The organism is Ruegeria sp. CDSC025 (assembly GCF_059610805.1).
Genome location: NZ_JBXWOJ010000001.1, coordinates 479,285 through 497,383, shown reverse-complemented (window position 1 = coordinate 497,383; position 18,099 = coordinate 479,285). Strand labels below are relative to the sequence as shown.

General features: G+C 55.7%; 21 protein-coding genes and 1 tRNA gene. 8 read left to right on the top strand and 14 right to left on the bottom strand.

Annotated elements, in window-relative coordinates:
* Window positions 1-346 precede the first annotated feature (346 nt).
* The 5 genes from tsf to AC2FH8_RS02475 form a co-directional block, all read right to left on the bottom strand.
* Complete coding sequence (tsf, locus tag AC2FH8_RS02495) at window positions 347-1,222, bottom strand: translation elongation factor Ts (protein ID WP_142633819.1); 876 nt, start codon at window positions 1,220-1,222, stop codon at window positions 347-349.
* A gap of 77 nt (window positions 1,223-1,299) precedes the next feature.
* Entirely contained in the window at window positions 1,300-2,091 is a 792-nt protein-coding gene (gene rpsB, locus AC2FH8_RS02490; protein ID WP_142633821.1) for a 30S ribosomal protein S2, read from the bottom strand.
* Window positions 2,092-2,258: 167 nt separating this feature from the next.
* Entirely contained in the window at window positions 2,259-3,095 is an 837-nt protein-coding gene (olsA, locus tag AC2FH8_RS02485; RefSeq protein ID WP_271948058.1) for a lyso-ornithine lipid O-acyltransferase, read from the bottom strand.
* 4 nt (window positions 3,096-3,099) lie between these two features.
* Entirely contained in the window at window positions 3,100-3,855 is a 756-nt protein-coding gene (gene olsB / locus AC2FH8_RS02480) for an L-ornithine N(alpha)-acyltransferase (protein WP_496688091.1), read from the bottom strand.
* A 97-nt stretch (window positions 3,856-3,952) separates the two neighbouring features.
* Window positions 3,953-4,135 (bottom strand): DUF3553 domain-containing protein, encoded by a 183-nt coding sequence (locus tag AC2FH8_RS02475; RefSeq protein ID WP_271947102.1) that lies wholly within the window; start codon window positions 4,133-4,135, stop codon window positions 3,953-3,955.
* 42 nt (window positions 4,136-4,177) lie between these two features.
* On the opposite strand from AC2FH8_RS02475, the gene AC2FH8_RS02470 reads away from it, so the two are divergent.
* Window positions 4,178-4,774: a histidine phosphotransferase family protein gene (locus AC2FH8_RS02470; protein ID WP_142633826.1), complete on the top strand. Its 597-nt coding sequence runs from the start codon at window positions 4,178-4,180 to the stop codon at window positions 4,772-4,774.
* On the opposite strand, the gene AC2FH8_RS02465 is transcribed toward AC2FH8_RS02470, so the two are convergent.
* The 9 genes from AC2FH8_RS02465 to AC2FH8_RS02425 all read right to left on the bottom strand — a co-directional run bounded on the left by AC2FH8_RS02465 (window position 4,771) and on the right by AC2FH8_RS02425 (window position 12,185).
* Window positions 4,771-6,033 (bottom strand): glutamate-5-semialdehyde dehydrogenase, encoded by a 1,263-nt coding sequence (locus AC2FH8_RS02465; protein WP_496688086.1) that lies wholly within the window; start codon window positions 6,031-6,033, stop codon window positions 4,771-4,773. The genes AC2FH8_RS02470 and AC2FH8_RS02465 overlap by 4 nt on opposite strands.
* A gap of 24 nt (window positions 6,034-6,057) precedes the next feature.
* Window positions 6,058-7,164 carry a glutamate 5-kinase gene (gene proB, locus AC2FH8_RS02460; protein WP_496688083.1) on the bottom strand — a complete coding sequence of 369 codons (1,107 nt, stop codon included), beginning with the start codon at window positions 7,162-7,164 and terminating at the stop codon, window positions 6,058-6,060.
* Window positions 7,152-8,186 (bottom strand): GTPase ObgE, encoded by a 1,035-nt coding sequence (obgE, locus tag AC2FH8_RS02455; protein WP_496688080.1) that lies wholly within the window; start codon window positions 8,184-8,186, stop codon window positions 7,152-7,154. Before obgE ends, proB begins: the two co-directional genes overlap by 13 nt.
* 37 nt (window positions 8,187-8,223) lie before the next feature.
* Complete coding sequence (locus AC2FH8_RS02450; RefSeq protein ID WP_496688078.1) at window positions 8,224-8,760, bottom strand: GNAT family N-acetyltransferase; 537 nt, start codon at window positions 8,758-8,760, stop codon at window positions 8,224-8,226.
* Entirely contained in the window at window positions 8,757-9,365 is a 609-nt protein-coding gene (locus AC2FH8_RS02445; protein ID WP_496688076.1) for a LysE family translocator, read from the bottom strand. Before AC2FH8_RS02445 ends, AC2FH8_RS02450 begins: the two co-directional genes overlap by 4 nt.
* A gap of 93 nt (window positions 9,366-9,458) precedes the next feature.
* Window positions 9,459-9,728, bottom strand: coding sequence for a 50S ribosomal protein L27 (rpmA, locus tag AC2FH8_RS02440; RefSeq protein ID WP_120635433.1), 270 nt, complete (start codon window positions 9,726-9,728; stop codon window positions 9,459-9,461).
* 11 nt (window positions 9,729-9,739) lie between these two features.
* Window positions 9,740-10,357 (bottom strand): 50S ribosomal protein L21, encoded by a 618-nt coding sequence (locus AC2FH8_RS02435; RefSeq protein WP_496688073.1) that lies wholly within the window; start codon window positions 10,355-10,357, stop codon window positions 9,740-9,742.
* Between the two features lie 209 nt (window positions 10,358-10,566).
* Complete coding sequence (locus AC2FH8_RS02430) at window positions 10,567-11,364, bottom strand: DUF2059 domain-containing protein (protein WP_281994622.1); 798 nt, start codon at window positions 11,362-11,364, stop codon at window positions 10,567-10,569.
* The gene (locus tag AC2FH8_RS02425) at window positions 11,364-12,185 is read right to left on the bottom strand and encodes a DUF2059 domain-containing protein (protein ID WP_271948056.1); all 822 of its coding nucleotides are present in this window, start codon (window positions 12,183-12,185) and stop codon (window positions 11,364-11,366) included. The genes AC2FH8_RS02430 and AC2FH8_RS02425 overlap by 1 nt, the downstream gene beginning before the upstream one ends.
* A gap of 144 nt (window positions 12,186-12,329) precedes the next feature.
* Here AC2FH8_RS02425 and AC2FH8_RS02420 point away from each other — a divergent pair.
* The 7 genes from AC2FH8_RS02420 to AC2FH8_RS02390 all read left to right on the top strand — a co-directional run bounded on the left by AC2FH8_RS02420 (window position 12,330) and on the right by AC2FH8_RS02390 (window position 18,097).
* A tRNA-Ser gene (locus AC2FH8_RS02420) sits at window positions 12,330-12,419 on the top strand.
* A 344-nt stretch (window positions 12,420-12,763) separates the two neighbouring features.
* Window positions 12,764-13,285, top strand: coding sequence for a hypothetical protein (locus AC2FH8_RS02415; protein ID WP_496688070.1), 522 nt, complete (start codon window positions 12,764-12,766; stop codon window positions 13,283-13,285).
* A 201-nt stretch (window positions 13,286-13,486) separates the two neighbouring features.
* Window positions 13,487-14,515 carry a zinc-binding dehydrogenase gene (locus tag AC2FH8_RS02410; protein WP_496688068.1) on the top strand — a complete coding sequence of 343 codons (1,029 nt, stop codon included), beginning with the start codon at window positions 13,487-13,489 and terminating at the stop codon, window positions 14,513-14,515.
* A gap of 74 nt (window positions 14,516-14,589) precedes the next feature.
* A complete protein-coding gene (locus AC2FH8_RS02405) occupies window positions 14,590-15,465 on the top strand; it encodes a branched-chain amino acid ABC transporter permease (protein WP_496688065.1) in 876 nt (291 codons plus the stop codon).
* A 3-nt stretch (window positions 15,466-15,468) separates the two neighbouring features.
* On the top strand, window positions 15,469-16,566 hold the full coding sequence (locus AC2FH8_RS02400; protein ID WP_496688062.1) for a branched-chain amino acid ABC transporter permease: 1,098 nt from the start codon (window positions 15,469-15,471) through the stop codon (window positions 16,564-16,566).
* On the top strand, window positions 16,563-17,327 hold the full coding sequence (locus tag AC2FH8_RS02395) for an ABC transporter ATP-binding protein (RefSeq protein ID WP_496688060.1): 765 nt from the start codon (window positions 16,563-16,565) through the stop codon (window positions 17,325-17,327). The genes AC2FH8_RS02400 and AC2FH8_RS02395 overlap by 4 nt, the downstream gene beginning before the upstream one ends.
* A complete protein-coding gene (locus tag AC2FH8_RS02390; RefSeq protein ID WP_496688057.1) occupies window positions 17,324-18,097 on the top strand; it encodes an ABC transporter ATP-binding protein in 774 nt (257 codons plus the stop codon). The genes AC2FH8_RS02395 and AC2FH8_RS02390 overlap by 4 nt, the downstream gene beginning before the upstream one ends.
* Window positions 18,098-18,099 lie beyond the last annotated feature (2 nt).

The following is an 18,099-nucleotide window of genomic DNA, read 5'->3' as shown; positions in this document are numbered from 1 at the left end:
CATGACTTTCCGAATCTAACGCTAAAGTTGCAAAGTGGTATTGTTCCGTGAGTGGTGGCTTTAGCCTGGGAACATTTGGTCGGATCTTTGCAATAACAAAGCTCTCCGATCGCTCTGACAATAGGGCGCCTATTTGTCCGCGTCTCTTTGTCGGAATTTTGGGGGGCCTCGTCCATCCCCATCTTTGCGGGGCCCCTCATTCAAACTAGGTTTAACTTGTGGACGCTTTCGGCGTCCTTTTTCGTTTCTTGGCATCATTTCTACACTAAGGGCAAAGAAAAACCGGATACGCATGGCGTACCCGGTTTCTCTGATCGATACAGGCCCTGTTCAGGGCCTGTGATGCTTAGCCCTGAACTGCTTTTGCAACTTCAGCAGCAAAGTCTTCTTTTTCGACAACGATGCCTTCGCCAACTTCCAGACGCACGAATCCGGTGACAGTCGCGCCTGCTTCTTTGGCAGCGGCCTCAACGGTCAGGTCAGGGTTTACAACGAACTGCTGGTTCAACAGGGTCGATTCAGCGACGAACTTCTTCATGCGACCAACGATCATCTTTTCGATGACCTGCTCCGGCTTGCCGGATTCGCGCGCGATGTCCATCTGGACCTGCTTTTCTTTTTCGACGATCGCCGGGTCCATGTCTGCCTCGGACAGAGCTGCCGGGTTCACAGCCGCGATATGCATCGCAATCTGCTTGCCGATGGCTTCGTCACCGCCGGTCAGAGCGACCAGAACGCCGATCTTGCCCATGCCGTTGGTGGCTGCGTTATGGACGTAAGATACAACAGTGTCGCCCGACAGTTTTGACATACGGCGCACCGACATGTTCTCACCGATGGTGGCGATCTTGTCGGTCAGCGTTTCCGCAACGGTTTTGCCACCCAGATCAGCTGCCAGCAGAGCTTCGACATTGTCGACGCCTTCTGCGGCATATGCGATCTTACCAACCATTTCCTGGAATTCGGCGTTTTTCCCGACGAAGTCGGTTTCCGAGTTCACTTCAACTGCAACACCATTGTTGCCGTTTACGTGAACGGCAACCAGACCTTCCGCCGCGGTACGACCCGATTTCTTGGCCGCTTTGGCCAAGCCTTTGGTGCGCAGCCAATCAACGGCTTCGTCCATGTTGCCGCCGGTTTCGGTCAGCGCTTTTTTCGCGTCCATCATGCCTGCGCCAGTGGTGTCGCGCAGTTCTTTTACCATTGCTGCTGTGATTGCCATCTTTTGGCTCTCCTCAATTCAAACGGAATTGGGGCAGGTCATACCCTGCCCCAGATGTCATTTACGTGACGGGCAGCTTACGCTTCGGCAGGTGTTTCTGCTGCTGCGGGTGCTTCTTCCGCAACGACTTCTTCAACCGGTGCTTCTTCGAATGCGCCAAGATCAACGCCTGCTGCACCCATCTGAGCGGTCATGCCGTCCAGAGCGGCACGTGCTGCCAGATCGCAGTACAGCGAGATCGCGCGGGCTGCGTCATCGTTGCCAGGAATGATGTAATCCACACCATCGGGCGAGCAGTTGGTGTCGACAACTGCCACGACTGGGATACCCAGCTTGTTGGCTTCGGCTATGGCCAGTGCTTCTTTTTTGACGTCGATGACGAACAGCAGATCCGGGACGCCGCCCATTTCGCGGATACCGCCCAACGAAGCCTGCAGTTTGCCCTGGTCACGTTCCATGCCCAGACGCTCTTTCTTGGTCAGGCCTTCGGCGCCCGATTCCATGGCTTCGTCAATCTGGTTCAGACGGTTGATCGACTGGGAAACGGTTTTCCAGTTGGTCAGGGTGCCGCCCAGCCAGCGGTGGTTCATGTAGTACTGGGCTGACTTTTCAGCTGCTTCGGCGATTGGGCCTGCGGCCTGACGCTTGGTGCCTACGAACAGAATGCGGCCGCCCTTGGCAACAGTGTCACGAACAGCCTGCAGAGCCTGGTCCAGCATAGGAACGGTCTGGGTCAGGTCCATGATGTGGATGCCATTGCGCGAGCCGTAGATGAACGGGCCCATGCGGGGATTCCAACGCTGTGTCTGGTGACCAAAGTGAACGCCAGCTTCCAACAGCTGACGCATGGAGAACTCGGGAAGAGCCATGCTTTATTTCCTTTTTCCGGTTTACGCCTCGGCGGGGGTGAAAGAAGCGGATGCTCCAACCGGCGGGCCAGATAAGGATGTCTCCCCTATAAAGCCCAAACCCCGCCTGCGGGTTTGAATAGCGCGCGTATACGGCAGGTTTTCAGGCAGTGCAAGGGCCAATCGCCCTATTTTTCAAGCCGCGCAAGGCTGTGCGCCTGACGCACGGTATCTTCGCAATAGGCGGCCAGGGCTTTTCGGTTTTCAAAGTCGCTGACCTTGGCTGGCGAATGATAGATTAGCTCTACGCCACCTTGGCGACGCGCTCCCAAAGTCTTTAACAGATGCGGCGCAAAATCCATGTCACCCCACCAGCCATAAAACCGGTCAGGCTCACCCTTAGGTGCATGGTAAACGACCGACACCGGTTGAACATACATGAAATCGCGTAGATCTTCGGTGAAGAATGCCGCAAAAAGTGTTGTTTTAAATGGTAAAATCCGCAAACCGTCGGTCGACGTGCCCTCTGGAAAAAACAGCAGCTTGTGACCGGCTGTCAGGCGCTCCTGAAACAGAAGTGTCTGTTCGCGTGCCTTCTTGCGGTCGCGCTCGATGAAAACAGTACCTGTCGCTCGCGCCAGCCAGCCTATACCGGGCCATTTGGCTACCTCGGCCTTCGAGACAAAATAGATTCTTTTACGGGCATTCAGCGCAAAAATATCAAGCCACGAGGAATGGTTCGCAACAACCGCACCACGCTGGGTCATAAGCTCGCCGGTTGTACGGTAGCTAATCCCGAGAATCCGGAACGCATTACGGCATACGAACTGCGTGATGAAGGGCGTGACCGGACGGTGAACCCCATAGAGCGGGCGCTCGATCATGCGAAGGATCAGCAGGACAATCAGCCCGCTGAATACAAATACAGCAAGTGGTAAACCCCGAAGGAAGACCAATAGCCATCCGCAGACCCCCAGATTGATTGGGTCAGGTGCGTCTTCACTGTGCCATGAGGCGTCACTCATCACGTTACGCTCCGCCATAGATGCGCCGTTGTCGCTCATTCATCCGCGCCGTGTCGAGGATAAGGCAAACATCGGTGGTATTGAACATATGGTCGATAAAGGCACCCTCGCCCACAAACCCGCCGAGACGCAGGTATGCTTTTATCAGTGCTGGAACCTGCACCATCGCTGCGCGCCGATCCAATTTATCGCTATCCAGCATATCCATGGGCTGGAACACTTCGGGCTGAGCCCGAACCCGAAGGTCCGGAGGCGCAAGGTGATTGTGATGTAACATGGACAAAGGCTGAGCCAGAGCTTGAGGATCGGTGCCGTGGAAACTGGCGACGCCGAACAAGACCTCGATCTCGCGCTCGGCAACATAGGCGGCCAACCCGTTCCACAGGTGATACATTGCTGTGCCGCCGCGATAATCGGGATGTAGACATGAACGTCCCAACTCCAACAGCTTGCGTCCGCCTTGTTTCAAGATGGAAAGATCGTATTCATCTTCGGAATAGAACTGTCCGATTTCAGAAGCACGATCACCTGGTAACAGCCTGTAAACGCCAACAACTTTGCCAGATTGATCGTCAACCGCCAACATATGATCGAAATAGGGATCGAACCTGTCACGCTCCAGCCCGGCATCGTGGTCGACCATTTCCCCACCGCCGCCCAGTTCACGTATGAACACGTCATAGCGTAACCGCTGTGCAGCCCGCAATTCGGTGTCATTTTCGGCGAGTTTGACGGTGAAAGAAGGGCCTGCGTCCGGCATCAGAGGTTCCGTATTGTTTCCGCGCTGATACCGCAGGTTTCAGGGGAATGGCAACATAGAGCGCTTCGATCAAACGTTAACCTTTCTTAAACCAGTTTCACGGATCAAAGACCGGCATCAGGGCGATGCGTGTCCCGTCGATTACCACTTTTCCCTGCTCGCGGAAGTTTACGGTGATCTTACCTGCGATGTTGGATTGTACCTGTCCAATGCCCCAATCGGGGAAATCGGGGTGGCGGACATACATGCCCGGTGCGAGAATGGCATTCAGATCTGTCATCAAGGGGCTCCGGTCCGGCGGCAGATACAGCAGGAGGTACGCATGAGCGACTTGGACGTCAACCTGGCCGAACTGATCGGCTCGCGGATCTGCCACGATCTGATCAGCCCGATCGGGGCGATCACCAACGGCTTGGAGCTGCTTGAAATGGTTGGCGCGGTGCAAGGCCCCGAGATGGAACTGATCGCGGGAAGTGTCGGCAGCGCCGGCGCACGCATCCGCTTTTTCAGGGTCGCTTTTGGGTCGGCCAGCCATCATCCCCTTGGGCGGGCCGAGGTTTTAGAGCTGTTGAATGATGTCGAACGCGCAGGTCGTGTTCGTGTCAACTGGAACCTGACCGAAGCGGTGCCGCGTAATCAGGTGAAACTGGCCTTTCTGGCGTTGATGTGCTGCGAAAGCGCGATGCCATTTGGCGGGGATGTAACGATCGTAAACGATGGGAAGAACTGGTCTGTGACAGGGACCGCGGACAAAATGAAGCTGGAAGCCGAGCTATGGAAGAACCTGCCCAGCGGACAGTTTACCAACAAGGTCACCCCGGCGCAGGTTCAATTTGCGCTGCTGCCTGAATCCGCATCGTCGATGGGACGGCGGGTCGCGACCGATACGGCCTCAACCCGCGTCGAAATCCGGTTCTAAGACCGAACAGTCCCTGAACCGCGCACCAGATACTGAAAACTGGTCAGTTGAGCCGCCCCTACGGGGCCGCGCGCGTGCATCTTTCCGGTGGCGATGCCAATCTCGGCCCCCATGCCAAACTCACCGCCATCGGCGAATTGGGTTGAGGCGTTATGCATCAGGATCGCGCTATCAAGCCGTTCAAAGAACCGGGCAGCTGCAGCGGGATCCTCGGTCATGATGCAATCGGTATGGTTCGACCCAAACCTGCGGATATGAGCAATGGCGGCGTCGATATCAGTCACCGGCTTGGCCGCGATGATACTATCCAGAAACTCTTTGCCCCAATCATCAGAAGTGGCCGCGATAGTGCCATCAACGGCCAAAGTACCTTCGGCGTGCACTTCGACACCTGCGGCCATCAGCGCCGATATGACATCCCGTCCCAGCGTTTCAGCGATATCCTGATGGATCAGCAGACATTCGGCAGCACCGCAGATTCCGGTACGACGGGTTTTGGCGTTCAAAACCACCTCCAGCGTCTTTTGGGGGTCAGCGGCCTTGTCGATATAGATATGCACAATGCCTTCCAGATGGGCAAATACCGGGACCCGGGCCTCGCGCTGGACTAGCCCGACCAGCCCTTTGCCCCCACGGGGAACGATTACGTCGACATAATCGGTCATGGTCAGCAGTTCCTGAACCGCCGCCCGGTCGCGGGTTGGGATAAGCTGAACGGCATCCTCGGGCAGGTTCGCCGATTTCAGACCCTGAACCAAACAGGCATGGATGGCTGACGAGGAATGAAAGCCTTCTGATCCACCGCGCAGGATGACCGCGTTCCCGGATTTCAGGCACAACGCCCCCGCATCCGCCGTGACATTCGGGCGGCTCTCATAGATCACGCCGATCACGCCCAGAGGCGTGCGCACGCGCTGAATGTTCAGGCCCGAGGGCATGTCCCATTCGGTCAGAACCTCACCAACAGGATCGGCCTGCTCTGCAACGGCGCGCAGCCCGTCGACCATGCCCTGAATGCGGGCCTCATCCAGCATCAGGCGATCCATCATCGCCGGGCTCAACCCTTTGTCGCGCCCAAATTCCATATCTTTCTTATTGGCCGCAATGATCTTTTCACGATTGGCCCAAACAGCCTCGGCGGCCCCAATCAGGGCTGCGTGTTTACGCTCGGCGCTTGCAAATGCCAGCTCGGCAGCGGCGGCCTTGGCGCGTTTCCCAAGATCGGTCATCAGGTCGGGGATGCTGTCGAAATCCTTCATCTCAGGTGCCTTTCAGTCAATTTATTAAACAGCCAGATCATCGCGGTGGATCAATACCGCGCGGCCAGGATAGCCTAGAGTGGCTTCGATCTCGGTCGATTTGCGCCCCTTGATAGCGTCTGCTTCTTGCGCGGTATAGCGGCTGAGCCCCTGCGCAAGCCGTCGCGCCTGTGGGTCCATGATCGAAACAGGATCACCGCGCCCGAAATCTCCGGACACTTCGACTATTCCTGCTGGCAACAGGCTTTTGCCATTGCTCAGCGCCCGCGCGGCCCCCGCGTCTACAACGATCTCACCCCGGGGTTTCATCGCTGAAATCCAGCGTTTGCGTGCGGCATGCGGATCAACAGTCGCGATGAACCATGTGCAGTTCGCGCCGTTTTCAAGCGTTTTCAACGGGTTCAGAGGGGAACCTTCGGTGATCGCCATGTCGCAACCAGCAGCCGTGGCCATTTTTCCCGCCAACAGTTTGGTCTTCATCCCGCCCTTTGATAGGCCGGAACCGGCATCACCCGCCATCGCCTCAATCTCGGGCGTGATGTCTTCGATGACGTCATACCGCCTGGCCGAGGCATCCTCATTTGGATTGGCCGAATAGAACCCATCAACATCTGACAGCAGGATCAGCTGATCCGCACCAACTGTGACGGCGATCTGAGCGGCCAGACGATCATTGTCGCCATATCGTATCTCATCCGTTGCCACTGTATCGTTTTCGTTGACAATCGGAACGACTCCAAGCCCCAGCAGCGTTTCCAAGGTGGCGCGTGAATTCAGATAGCGGCGACGATCCGCGCTATCCTCCAGCGTGACGAGCACTTGTGCAGTGGTAATGTTGTGAGGCGTCAGCGCTTCTTCATAGGCGCGGGCCAGCCGGATTTGCCCGACAGCGGCGGCGGCTTGAGACTGTTCCAACGGAAGCGTGGCCAGGGGCAGACCCAAAACGCCACGCCCCAATGCGATTGACCCCGATGAGACCAGAATGACGTCGGTCCCCTGCCCCTTTAGCCATGCGACGTCCTGAGCAAGCGAATGTAACCAATCAGATCGCAGCAACCCTGTGTTCCGATCCACCAGCAAGGCGGATCCGATCTTGACCACGAGGCGTTTGGCTGCGGTCAGGGTTGCCAAGGCAGTTCCTCCTCGGCGGGTTTCTGGCGCACGCGGTCATCGTCTATCCGACCGCGCAAAGCCCGCAGGACGTCGGTTACACCCAGATGTGCCACACCAGACATTGCCATTACGGAGCCTCCGACGGCCTCTTCAAGCTCGGTCTTGGCTAGTTCGCGTTCCTCGTCATCCAGGGCGTCGACCTTGTTCAAGACGGTGATGCGAGGCTTATCGGCCAACTCACCACCATAGGCTTCAAGCTCGTGAATGATCGTGCGATAGTCTTCGGCCACACTTTCCGAGGTGCCATCAACTAAATGCAGCAATACCGCGCAGCGTTCGACATGGCCCAGAAAGCGGTCTCCGATCCCGCGTCCTTCATGTGCGCCCTCGATCAGACCGGGGATGTCGGCCACCACGAATTCCACATTGTCGACACCCACCACGCCCAAATTGGGGTGCAAGGTGGTAAAGGGGTAATCGGCAATTTTGGGGCGTGCGTTCGATGTCGCAGCAAGAAAGGTCGATTTGCCGGCATTAGGCATCCCCAACAGGCCGACATCGGCAATCAGTTTCAGGCGCAGCCAGATCGTGCGGTCGATACCTGCCTGACCCGGATTTGCCCGACGAGGAGCTTGGTTAGTGGCCGATTTGAAGTGCAGGTTGCCAAAACCGCCATTGCCGCCCTTGGCCAGTAGGACCCTTTGGCCCACCTCTGTCAGATCGCAGATGACCGTTTCTTCGTCTTCGTCCAGGATCTCAGTGCCGACCGGGACGCGCAGAATGATGTCATCACCATCTTTTCCGGTGCGCTGCTGCCCTCGGCCAGGCTGACCGTTCTTGGCAAAGAAATGCTGCTGGTAGCGAAAGTCGATCAGGGTATTCAACCCATCCACAACTTCGACCCAGACAGAGCCACCTTTACCGCCGTCGCCGCCATCGGGACCGCCGTATTCAATGTACTTTTCGCGCCGAAAACTGACGCAGCCGCCACCGCCGGTCCCGGACCGGATGTAGACCTTTGCAAGATCGAGAAATTTCATGACTGTCCCCTACTGCAAAGGCCCTACCGGCCACAAGTCAGAGTTTATTACTGTATGTCCAAGTGGGCACGTTCGCATCACGCGCCACTGAATAGATTTCGGCATCACCCAGGTATTCGAAACCACAATGCGTCAGCACCCTGGCTGAGGCTGGATTGTCCTGAAATACGCTGGCGAACATCGACGTGTTTTCAAGCGGATTGGCGACAACCAGTGCTTCGACCGCCAGAGATGCGATCCCGGTGTTCCAATAGACAGGAGCCACCCAATAGCCGACCTCGGATTGGTTGCGATCCAGGCGTTCCAGCGAGATCAGGCCTATCAGCTCCGGACCGCCATCCTTGGTCGCGTCCATCGCCCAGACATCCTCGCTGCGGTCTTCGGCCATGGACCGGGTCACAAAGGCCTCAACCGCGCCGGGCGGCAAAGGGTGCGCAATCCTTGTCGTCATACGCGCAACCCGCTCATCTCCGGCATAATGTTCGATGAGACCCAGATCCGACCGGCGCAGAGGGCGCAGATCGAACCGCTCGGTTTCTATGACCGGCTGGTTTATGATCGTCTCAAGTTTCATAGGTGCGTTCCTCCTCCGAACAACACAAAAAGTACAGACGCAACAGTGAGACCTGCTAACGTCCACATCAGATATTTTTCCATCGGCCGACCTTCAACCGCGTGGGCAATTCTATCCCCGGCAAATGTCCAGATTGGGTGAAGAATCACCTGACAAATCAACAAACAAGCCGCGATTGCGAGCGTTGCCTCAAAAGTTGGTGTTCCGACGGCGACAAACCCCGTGAACCCCGCAACGATCATGGCCCAGGCCTTGGGATTGAGCGGATGAACAATCAATCCGGCCAGAAACCCTGGCGCTGCGCCATCAGCCTCTTGCCGGGACAGCCGCGTGTTGGCGATCTTCCAGGCCAGCCACATGATATAGGCCGCCGAGGCGTATTTCAGAACAGCAAACACCGCCGGCGCCTGATCCGCCAATTGCAGCAATCCAAAGCCCACCGGCCAGATGATTAGCTGCTTGCCCAGAATGACGCCGCCCACAAAAGGCAGCGCTGCCCGAAACCCGTAACGCGCACCGGTTCCCAGCAGGACCATATTGGCCGGTCCCGGCGTGCCGACCTGACTGGCGGCAAAGATCAGGAAACTGGTGGTTGCGACTGTCATCGGACTGTTTGATCGAACCTGCGTTAAAACGAGAAAAGGGACCGGCATTTTCTGCCGGTCCCCCAAGAATTTTCAAACCTTATGGGTTTCGGCTTACTCTGCGGCCTCCGCCACTGGCAGGACCGAAATAAAGGTGCGGTTTTTGAGGCCTTTGTGGAACTTCACAGCGCCATCAACAGTTGCAAAGATGGTGTGATCTTTGCCAATGCCTACGCCTTCGCCCGGCCAGAACTTGGTGCCGCGCTGACGCACGATGATGTTGCCTGAAATGGCGGCCTGGCCACCATACAGTTTCACGCCAAGGCGGCGACCAGCTGAGTCGCGACCGTTACGGGAGGAACCGCCAGCTTTTTTATGTGCCATTCTCTCTCTCCTTAGCCTTTAGCAAGCTCTTTGGCCTGCTCAACCCATTCGGGTTTCACTTTGACCGTTTCGATAGCAGCAATCTGCTCGTCCGACAAGGCGGCCAGAGCGGCAAAGCTCTCGATACCGGCCTCGTTCAGCTTTTTGGCAGCGGCTGGGCCGACACCGTTCAGCGCGGTCAGATCGTCTGCAGCAGCAACAGCGGCAGGCGCCTCTGCTTTTGCTTCAGCTTTTTTGGCGGGCTTTTTTGCCACTGGGGCAGCTTCGCCAGCCGGTGCAGAACCGGTTGCAGCTTTGATGCCCGACTTGTCAGCGCCCGACGACAGGATGTCGGTGATCTTGACCAGGGTCAGCTTCTGACGGTGGCCAACGGTACGCTTCGAGCTGTGCTTACGACGGCGCTTGACGAAGTTGATGACCTTGTCACCCTTGATCTGTTCGATCACGTCGGCCTGAACGGCTGCACCATCGACAAACGGTGCACCAACAACCGGAGCGTCACCGCCCAGCATCAGAACATCGTTGAATTGAACTTTTTCACCTGCGTCGGCAGCCAATTTTTCAACGCGGAGGATATCACCCGCCTGAACCTTGTACTGCTTGCCGCCAGTCTTGAGGACCGCAAACATGCGTCTTTCCTTTGTCTAACCCGCGTTCTGTGGTCCCCTTGCGGGTGTTTTCGGCCTCAGCCACCTCGAACAGCGCGCCCTTTTCGGGCTGTGTGAATGACCCATGGATCAGCCCCTTGGGTCAATAATAACGATACCCGGCGCGGAGATTCCGGCCGGGATGGGCGCTTATCCAAAGATTGCAGAGGAAAGTCAACATGAAATGGCGACTAAAGATCAGAGCCCTGTAAGACAGCCGCAACCGCCTTTCCCAGATCGTAATAGATCTGATCATACATACTGTCGAAGCTTTCGAACAGTGAGCTGTTCAGCGCTTGCCCTGTATCCGTTCGAGAAAACGCGATGTTCTTGCGCATCTGGGCGTTGCTCAGAGGGTTATAGGCCATCAACAGAAAGGAATACAGCCAGGTTTCTGTCTCTTGCTCGATCCCGTCCTTTTGCAGCAGAAGGTTGTCCAGAAGGTCGCTGTCATCGAGAACCTGGCCGTCATTTATCCCCCTGAAAAAGTTGTAATCCGCGCTCAAAGCGCTCCGCACGTTCTGTTTGATCAGGTCGTTGGCCAGTATGTACTCTTCGACCAGTTTGAACTGCATGCTGTCTTTGGTGTTTTCGAAATAGGCCTGTTTTGCCAAGTCTTCGATTGCCGGATCAACAAATGCAAGCCGTGCGGAATTCTCAAGGGAAACGATGGTCTGGCCAAGATCGCTTTCAAAAAAGGCGATGGCGCGTTCCAAATGCACTTCATCCAGGCTTTGCCGGAATCCCTGGACCAACTGATCATACATCCAATCGGGATCATAAATCGCCTCGACCCGAGTTTCGAACAGAGCGCCACCGTTGCCATCCAACAAAGTGGCGTCCATCTCTTGGCTCATCTTTCCGCCTTCGGACAGGAGGATTTCGATCAGGTTCTCCAGACGCATTGCCTGCGCCAGCCGATCCGCTTTTTCCACGGCGCCGGATGATGTGGCCCAGAAGATCAGGGCAAAAACGATCAGAATGCGCATCAGATGTCCTGTGCGGGGTGAAGCTCGGCCATTTTGGTTGCCAAGACTTCGAATTTCATAGCCATTATCTCATACTGAATGGCGTTCAAAAGTTCGTAGACTTCCTGCATTAGAGGCTGTTCCAACGCTTCGACATAGGTGATGACATCCGCATCCGAGAAATCCTGATAGGTATAAGCAGCACCGGCAAGTGCGGAGAGCTGTAAGGCCTGTCGCATCCCGGTTTCGTTCTGTTTCATCATTGCGCGCAATTCATCTGCATCCAACTGTAGTTCGATCACACCTGAAGCGCTGGCGGCGAGGAGGAACCGGATTTGTATTTCCTGAAGGGCGCGCAAAGAAGTACCGCTTGAGTCGATGGCAGTGTTCATCCTTTTTAGACTCTCAACACGTTGAGAGCCTTCGCGGACAAGTTGAGCGACTATCTCTTGCCCCTGCTGTTGTTTCGCTTCGTCATCCTCGATCAGATGGGAAGCGTTTTCAGCAGAGACCAGTCGTTGACCCAGATCTGATGCATAGAATTCTACCGCGTGATTCAGCGCCTGATCGCTGAGCGTCTGCTCTAAAATCGAAACTGCAGTTTCATGCATGTCTTTGGTATCGAAAACTTCTTCGGTCAGCCGCGCCCAGTCCGACCCGAATCCATCGGGGTCAAAACCCAGCATCTGAGGTGCCGAGGCCGAGGCCAGAGCAATACTTTCAAGGGCAACGTCGAAACCGGTCGTGGTCAAGAATGCCTCGATCCTATCGCGCCCGGCAGCGGATGCCGGGATTGGCAACATGAATACTGTGAAAAGAAACAGCGAAAGGGCGGTGGTCATGTGGTGCGTAAAATGTCTCATGTACAGAAGCCTAGGGGTTTTGCGGCATCTGGCAACGGAAAATCCTGGGATTGATAAATTATGAAACTTTCTGCTTGCACCCCCGGGTGTTCATCACTAAATCCCCCCCTCACAGACCCCCGCGGAGAGGTGCCGGAGTGGTCGAACGGGGCGGTCTCGAAAACCGTTGTGGGTGCAAGCCCACCCAGGGTTCGAATCCCTGTCTCTCCGCCATCAGCCATTCAGCGCATGATTGGCAACCAGCTTTCCGGAATTTAGCTCAAGCACCTGAAATGCAGGTCTTTGTCGCCTTATTCGCTTTGCGCGCCTTCCTACGAGAATTCTTAGCCTCTGTGCTTCCCTGTCGAACAGGCATTTGTGCGACCCTGTGGGTTGGTTGACAAGAATGGCATCTCGGCCACTGGTTGTTCAACGTTGGCGTGTTATTGCCATGGGATCGGCCCAGATCGGCGTACACTGGCTCAATCCCTTGTTCTGAGAGGATGTTCCACGAATTCCCCTTTCCAGTCCGCTAGTTTCCCCCCATCTCGGCGACACATATTTCAAAGGAGAATCCCATGTCGCGTATAATCTTGCTAGGGGTCGTCGTCGCCGGCGTTGGCGCCGCAATCTATTACTATCTGAATCAACCTGCCGCTCCGGTCGAACAGCCGCAAGCCGCCGCTGAAGAAACCGGAAACGCCGTGTCCGAAGCCGTAGAATCGGTTACTGAACAGGCTGGCGAAGCTGCGTCTTCCGTTACGGAACAGGCGGCTGAAATCGTCGAACAGTCCAGCGAAGCCGCGTCTGACCTAGCCACTCAAGCTGGTGAAACAGCGACTGAGCTGGTCGATCAGGCTGGAGAAGAGGTCGCTGCCCTCACCAACCAGGGGCAAGAGCTGCTGAATTCCTGGGTTGAGAGCGGCGCTATGAGTGTTGATAACTTTGACTATGACGCCATGGTGGCCTCAGTTCAGGAAAGCACACTGGCAGAAGAACTGAAGGTAAAAGCGGTTGGTATTCTCGATGATATCAAAGCCTCACCTGCAACAATCGCGCTGAAAATTCAGGAACTTCAGGCCCTGTTGACTGGTCAGTAAGAATTAGAAAGACCGCCGAAACAGGCGGTCTTTCCCTACGTCAAAGAATAGTTCGATTGACGCGCCTTTGGCCATTTGCTTGGCTGATCTGAACACATATGCCACGGTTGATGTCGATCATGGCCATCATTTTCGAAATTGTTGGTTTGATGCAGTCAAGCAGGACCCGACAGTTTCCTATCGTTCAGAAAAGGTACGCTCATGACCCCCCTTCCCACTTCCATGTTTGCGATCGTTCAAACTCATCATGGGTATTCGGGCAAAGCCACTGGTCCCAGCATCCAAAATGCGTCTGATTGGCTGGCCGAAACGGAAATGCCTGTGCCCGAGCCGGGCGCAGGACAGGTTCTGATCCGCCTGAGGGCGTCATCGGTTAATCCGTCCGATCTGCATTTTATCAAGGGTGAATACGGGCAGCCTAGGGTAAAGGGGTCTCCGGCCGGGTTTGAGGGATGTGGAGACGTCATCGCCACCGGGGCCGGAGCCGAGGGTTTGCAGGGACAGCGCGTGGCATTCATGGCCACTCATTCCGGTGCCTGGGCCGAGTACGCTCTGACCGATGCACAAATGTGTATTCCACTGCGCCCGGATATCTCGGATGACGATGGGTCAGCACAGATTGTGAACCCGATGACGGCCATGGCGATGGTCGATCTGGCGCGTCAGGCCGGAGATGCTTTTATCGTATCTGCCGCAACCAGTCAGTTGGGCAAGCTTATGTGCAGCCTCGGTCGCGATCTTGGGCTCAAGCCGATTGCAATCGTGAGACGCGCTGAGACCGTTGCTGCATTGAAAGAGCTGGGCGCGCATGAGGTGCTGGTGACATCAGACCCCGACATGCTGCAGAAATTCGCAGCGCTTAGCAAAGAGCTTAAACCTCGGGTCTTTTTGGATGCCGTCGCCGACCAGATTTCCGAACAGATTTTCTGTGCGATGCCGAAAGGTGCGCGCTGGGTGTGTTATGGCAAGCTCAGCCCTGAACTGCCCAAACTAACGCAGACAGGACAGCTCATCTTTATGGGTAAGAAAATCGAAGGGTTTTGGCTGACACAATGGATGACAGCGACGCCTCGCGAAGATGTGGTACGTGTCGTTGCCGAGGTTCAGGCACGCTTTGCGGACGGGCGTTGGAAAACAGATGTTTCTGAAAAGCTTACATTAAAAAATGTTATGTCCGGGCTGGTTGATGCGCTGCAAAAGAGTGACGGAAAGGTAATTATCACGCCATAGTAGTACAAACCCCGGGCTAAGGAGGAGGCCCGGGATCTAAATGAACCCGGAGCAACCGGTATAGGGAGGTGAGTTTGGATAATGCGCAGCTGCTGATTAGCGGGCTGGCGAATGGCTGTGTCTATGGGCTGATCGCGCTCGGATTTGTTCTGATTTACAAGGCGACCGAGGCAGTGAATTTCGCACAGGGTGACCTCATGATGCTGGGCGCCTTTGTTACCATCGGGCTTACAAATGCCGAATATATAGGGCTGCCTTTTTGGCTGGCCTTGCCGATCTCGTTGGGGATCATGGGCGTGCTGGGGTACTTGCTGGACCGGTTGATCATTCGGCGACTTTTCGGGGAAAGCCAGACGGCTGTGGTCATTCTGACCATCGCCCTGGGCTTTGTAATCCGATTTGTCGCTGGTCTGATTTGGGGGCACGAACCGCAGACGCTGCAGAATCCACTGGCCGGAAAAGAAGTGCGTTTTGGTGGCCTTGTACTGGGGATGGAGGACGTGGCGGTTATTGTCGTTACCGTTCTGCTGACCTGGGGGCTGTACCAGTTCTTCAGTCGTACCAAGCTTGGGCTTGCAATGCAGGGTGCCTCACAAAATCAGCTGGCGGCCTATTATATGGGTATCCCGGTAAAACGTGTGCAGGGTTTCATCTGGGCGTTGGCCGGCGTGGTTGCGGGTATCGCAGGCATTTTGTTTGCCGCCAAAGGATCCGTGGACCCGGCAACCGGACTTCTGGGCATTAAGGCCTTCGCCGCTGCGGTCATTGGCGGATTCGGAAGTTTACCTGGAGCATTGGCCGGAGGTTTGATCGTTGGCGTAATCGAACCGTTTGCCAGTCGCTATATCGCTGCTGGGTACAGTCAGATTGCACCTTATGCGCTGTTGTTGGCTGTCCTTATCTTTCGCCCCAATGGGCTGTTCAGCCAAGTTAGGGTCAAAAAGGTTTAAGCGATGCGGATCATTTTCAAGACCAGTTACATGCAAGATATCCGGCCTTGGAAAGACCGGTATCAACTGAGCCTATACCTGATCCTTCTAGGCGTCGTGATCGCTGCTCCGTTGTGGTTGGACGCATTCTATCTGGGTGAGCTGACAAATGTTCTAATCTGGGCGATTGCAGGTCTTGGGTTGATGATACTGACCGGCCATACCGGACAGGTCAGCCTTGGGCATGCGGCTTTTCTGGCTTTTGGGTGCTATGCGAATATCATCTTGATTGAGGCAGGCTTGCCATTCCTGCTGGCCTTCCCGATCGCCGGTATCCTGACCGGGATAGCAGGGGTGACCGTTGCTATCCCGGCCCTGCGCCTTCACGGTATCTACCTGGCAATCTTTACCATGGCCCTGTCGATCCTGATGGATGACGTGATTGTCCTGGCCGAGCCGATCACCGGCGGGGTCGCCGGTAAATATATCGGCGGGGTCGAGATATTTGGATTCATGGTCGATCGCTGGGCTACGCCGGTCCAATTCTTCTGGCTGGTGCTTGCAGTCGCGGTTCTGGTCACTCTGGGCTATATCAACCTGCTGCGCGCACCGCTTGGGCGCAGTTTCATCGCCGTGCGAGATTCTGAGGTCTCGGCCCAGGCGATGGGTGTTGATATTGCGCAGACCAAGATGATCTCATTTGCCCTGTCCTGCGCTGTGACCGGCTGGGCGGGTGCTCTGATGGGGATGTTCTCGGGCGCGTTCAATAACGAGACATTCAGCGTCCTAATCTCAATTCAGTTGCTGATGATGATCGTGATCGGTGGTCTGGGCTCAATCCACGGGGCATTCCTGGGTGCTGTCGTCATTGGGTTTCTGCCGCAATTTTTGTCGATCGCAAAAGAGTATGTCGGCGCAGTTTTCGGGGGCAGCACCGTCGCAATTCCGGGATTGGAATTTGGTATCTTCGGCATGATCCTGATCGCCTTTATCCTGTTTGAACCCATGGGGATGTATGGACGTTGGCTGAAGATCCGGACATGGTTCGAACTGTTTCCCTTCTATCGCAAGGACATGTTCAAACGTCAGAAATCCTATCTCAAGACGGAGCGTCTGAGATGAGCCTGCTTGAATTTAAGAATGTCACCTTGAAATTTGGTGGCGTGACGGCTGTGAACGACCTGTCCTTTTCGGTCGAAGACGGCGAGGTTTTTGCCATAGTCGGCCCCAACGGCGCGGGTAAATCGACCGTTTTCAATCTGATCTCGCGCTTTTATGAACCAAAAGAGGGTTCAATCCGGTATGACGGGCATAACTTGCTGCAGGTGAAACCGTCCGGCGTTGCAGCTTTTGGTGTTGCGCGGACGTTTCAGAATATCGAACTGTTCGAACACGCCACTGTTCTGCAGAACCTGCTGGTCGGGCGACATCGGCACCGCAAGACAAAACTTTTATCCGAGGTGCTGTTCCTGCCGTCGGCCCGGCGGCAAGAGATCGAAAACCGTGAAAAGGTTGAAGAAATCATCGATTTTCTTGATCTGCAGGCCTATCGCGACAAGATGATATCAGGCCTACCTTACGGTGTGCGCAAAGTGGTTGAAGTTGCCCGCGCCCTGGCCACCGATCCCAAGTTGTTACTGCTGGATGAACCGGCCTCGGGGCTGTCGGTCGAGGAAACGACCGATATGCGCTGGTGGATAGACGATATCCGGCGGCAGATGGGGATTACGGTGCTGATGGTCGAACATGACATGGCTTTGGTTTCGGGCGTCTCGGATCGGGTCCTTGCAATGGCGGATGGGGCAATGCTCGCACTGGGAACCCCTGCGCAGGTACAGTCACACCCGGCAGTGGTTGAGGCCTATCTGGGGAAAGTTTCATGAACGATCCGATCCTGACCATTCGCAATGTCGAAAGTTTTTACGGGCCAATCATGGCAATCCGGGGCGTGTCGCTGGATGTTCATCCGGGTAAAATCGTGTCGATCCTTGGGGCCAATGGGGCCGGCAAGACTACATTGATGAAAACCGTGTCCGGCGTAATGGACCCGGAAAAGGGCAAGATCAGCTTTGACGGGGTCGAAATTCAAGGGGCCGAGCCGCATAAAGTCGTGCAGAAAGGCGTCGTCCACGTACCCGAAGGGCGCGAAGTATTCCCCCTTTTGACCGTGGAGGAGAACCTGAGTCTCGGGGCCTATACCTCGTCGGACCGGGGGCAAATTGATCATGATCGCGATCTGGTTTTTTCATACTTCCCGATCCTGAAAGAACGCCGCAATCAAGAGGCGGGGACCTTATCCGGAGGCCAACAACAGATGTTGGCAATCGGGAGGGGGTTGATGGCAAATCCAAGGATCATGTTACTGGACGAGCCCTCGCTGGGCCTGTCTCCTTTGCTTGTGCAAGAGATTTTCGGAATCCTGAAGCGCCTGAATGATGAACAGAACATGACGATGATGCTGGTTGAACAGAACGCCAATGCTGCGCTGGAACTGGCGCATCACGGCTATGTCATGGAGGTCGGGCGCATCGTCATGGATGGCCCCGCGGATGAGCTGATGCAGTCAGAAGACATCCAGAATTTCTATCTGGGCGTGCAGGAAGAAGGTTCGCGTGAAAACCGTCGCTGGAAACGCAAGAAGACGTGGAGGTGAGC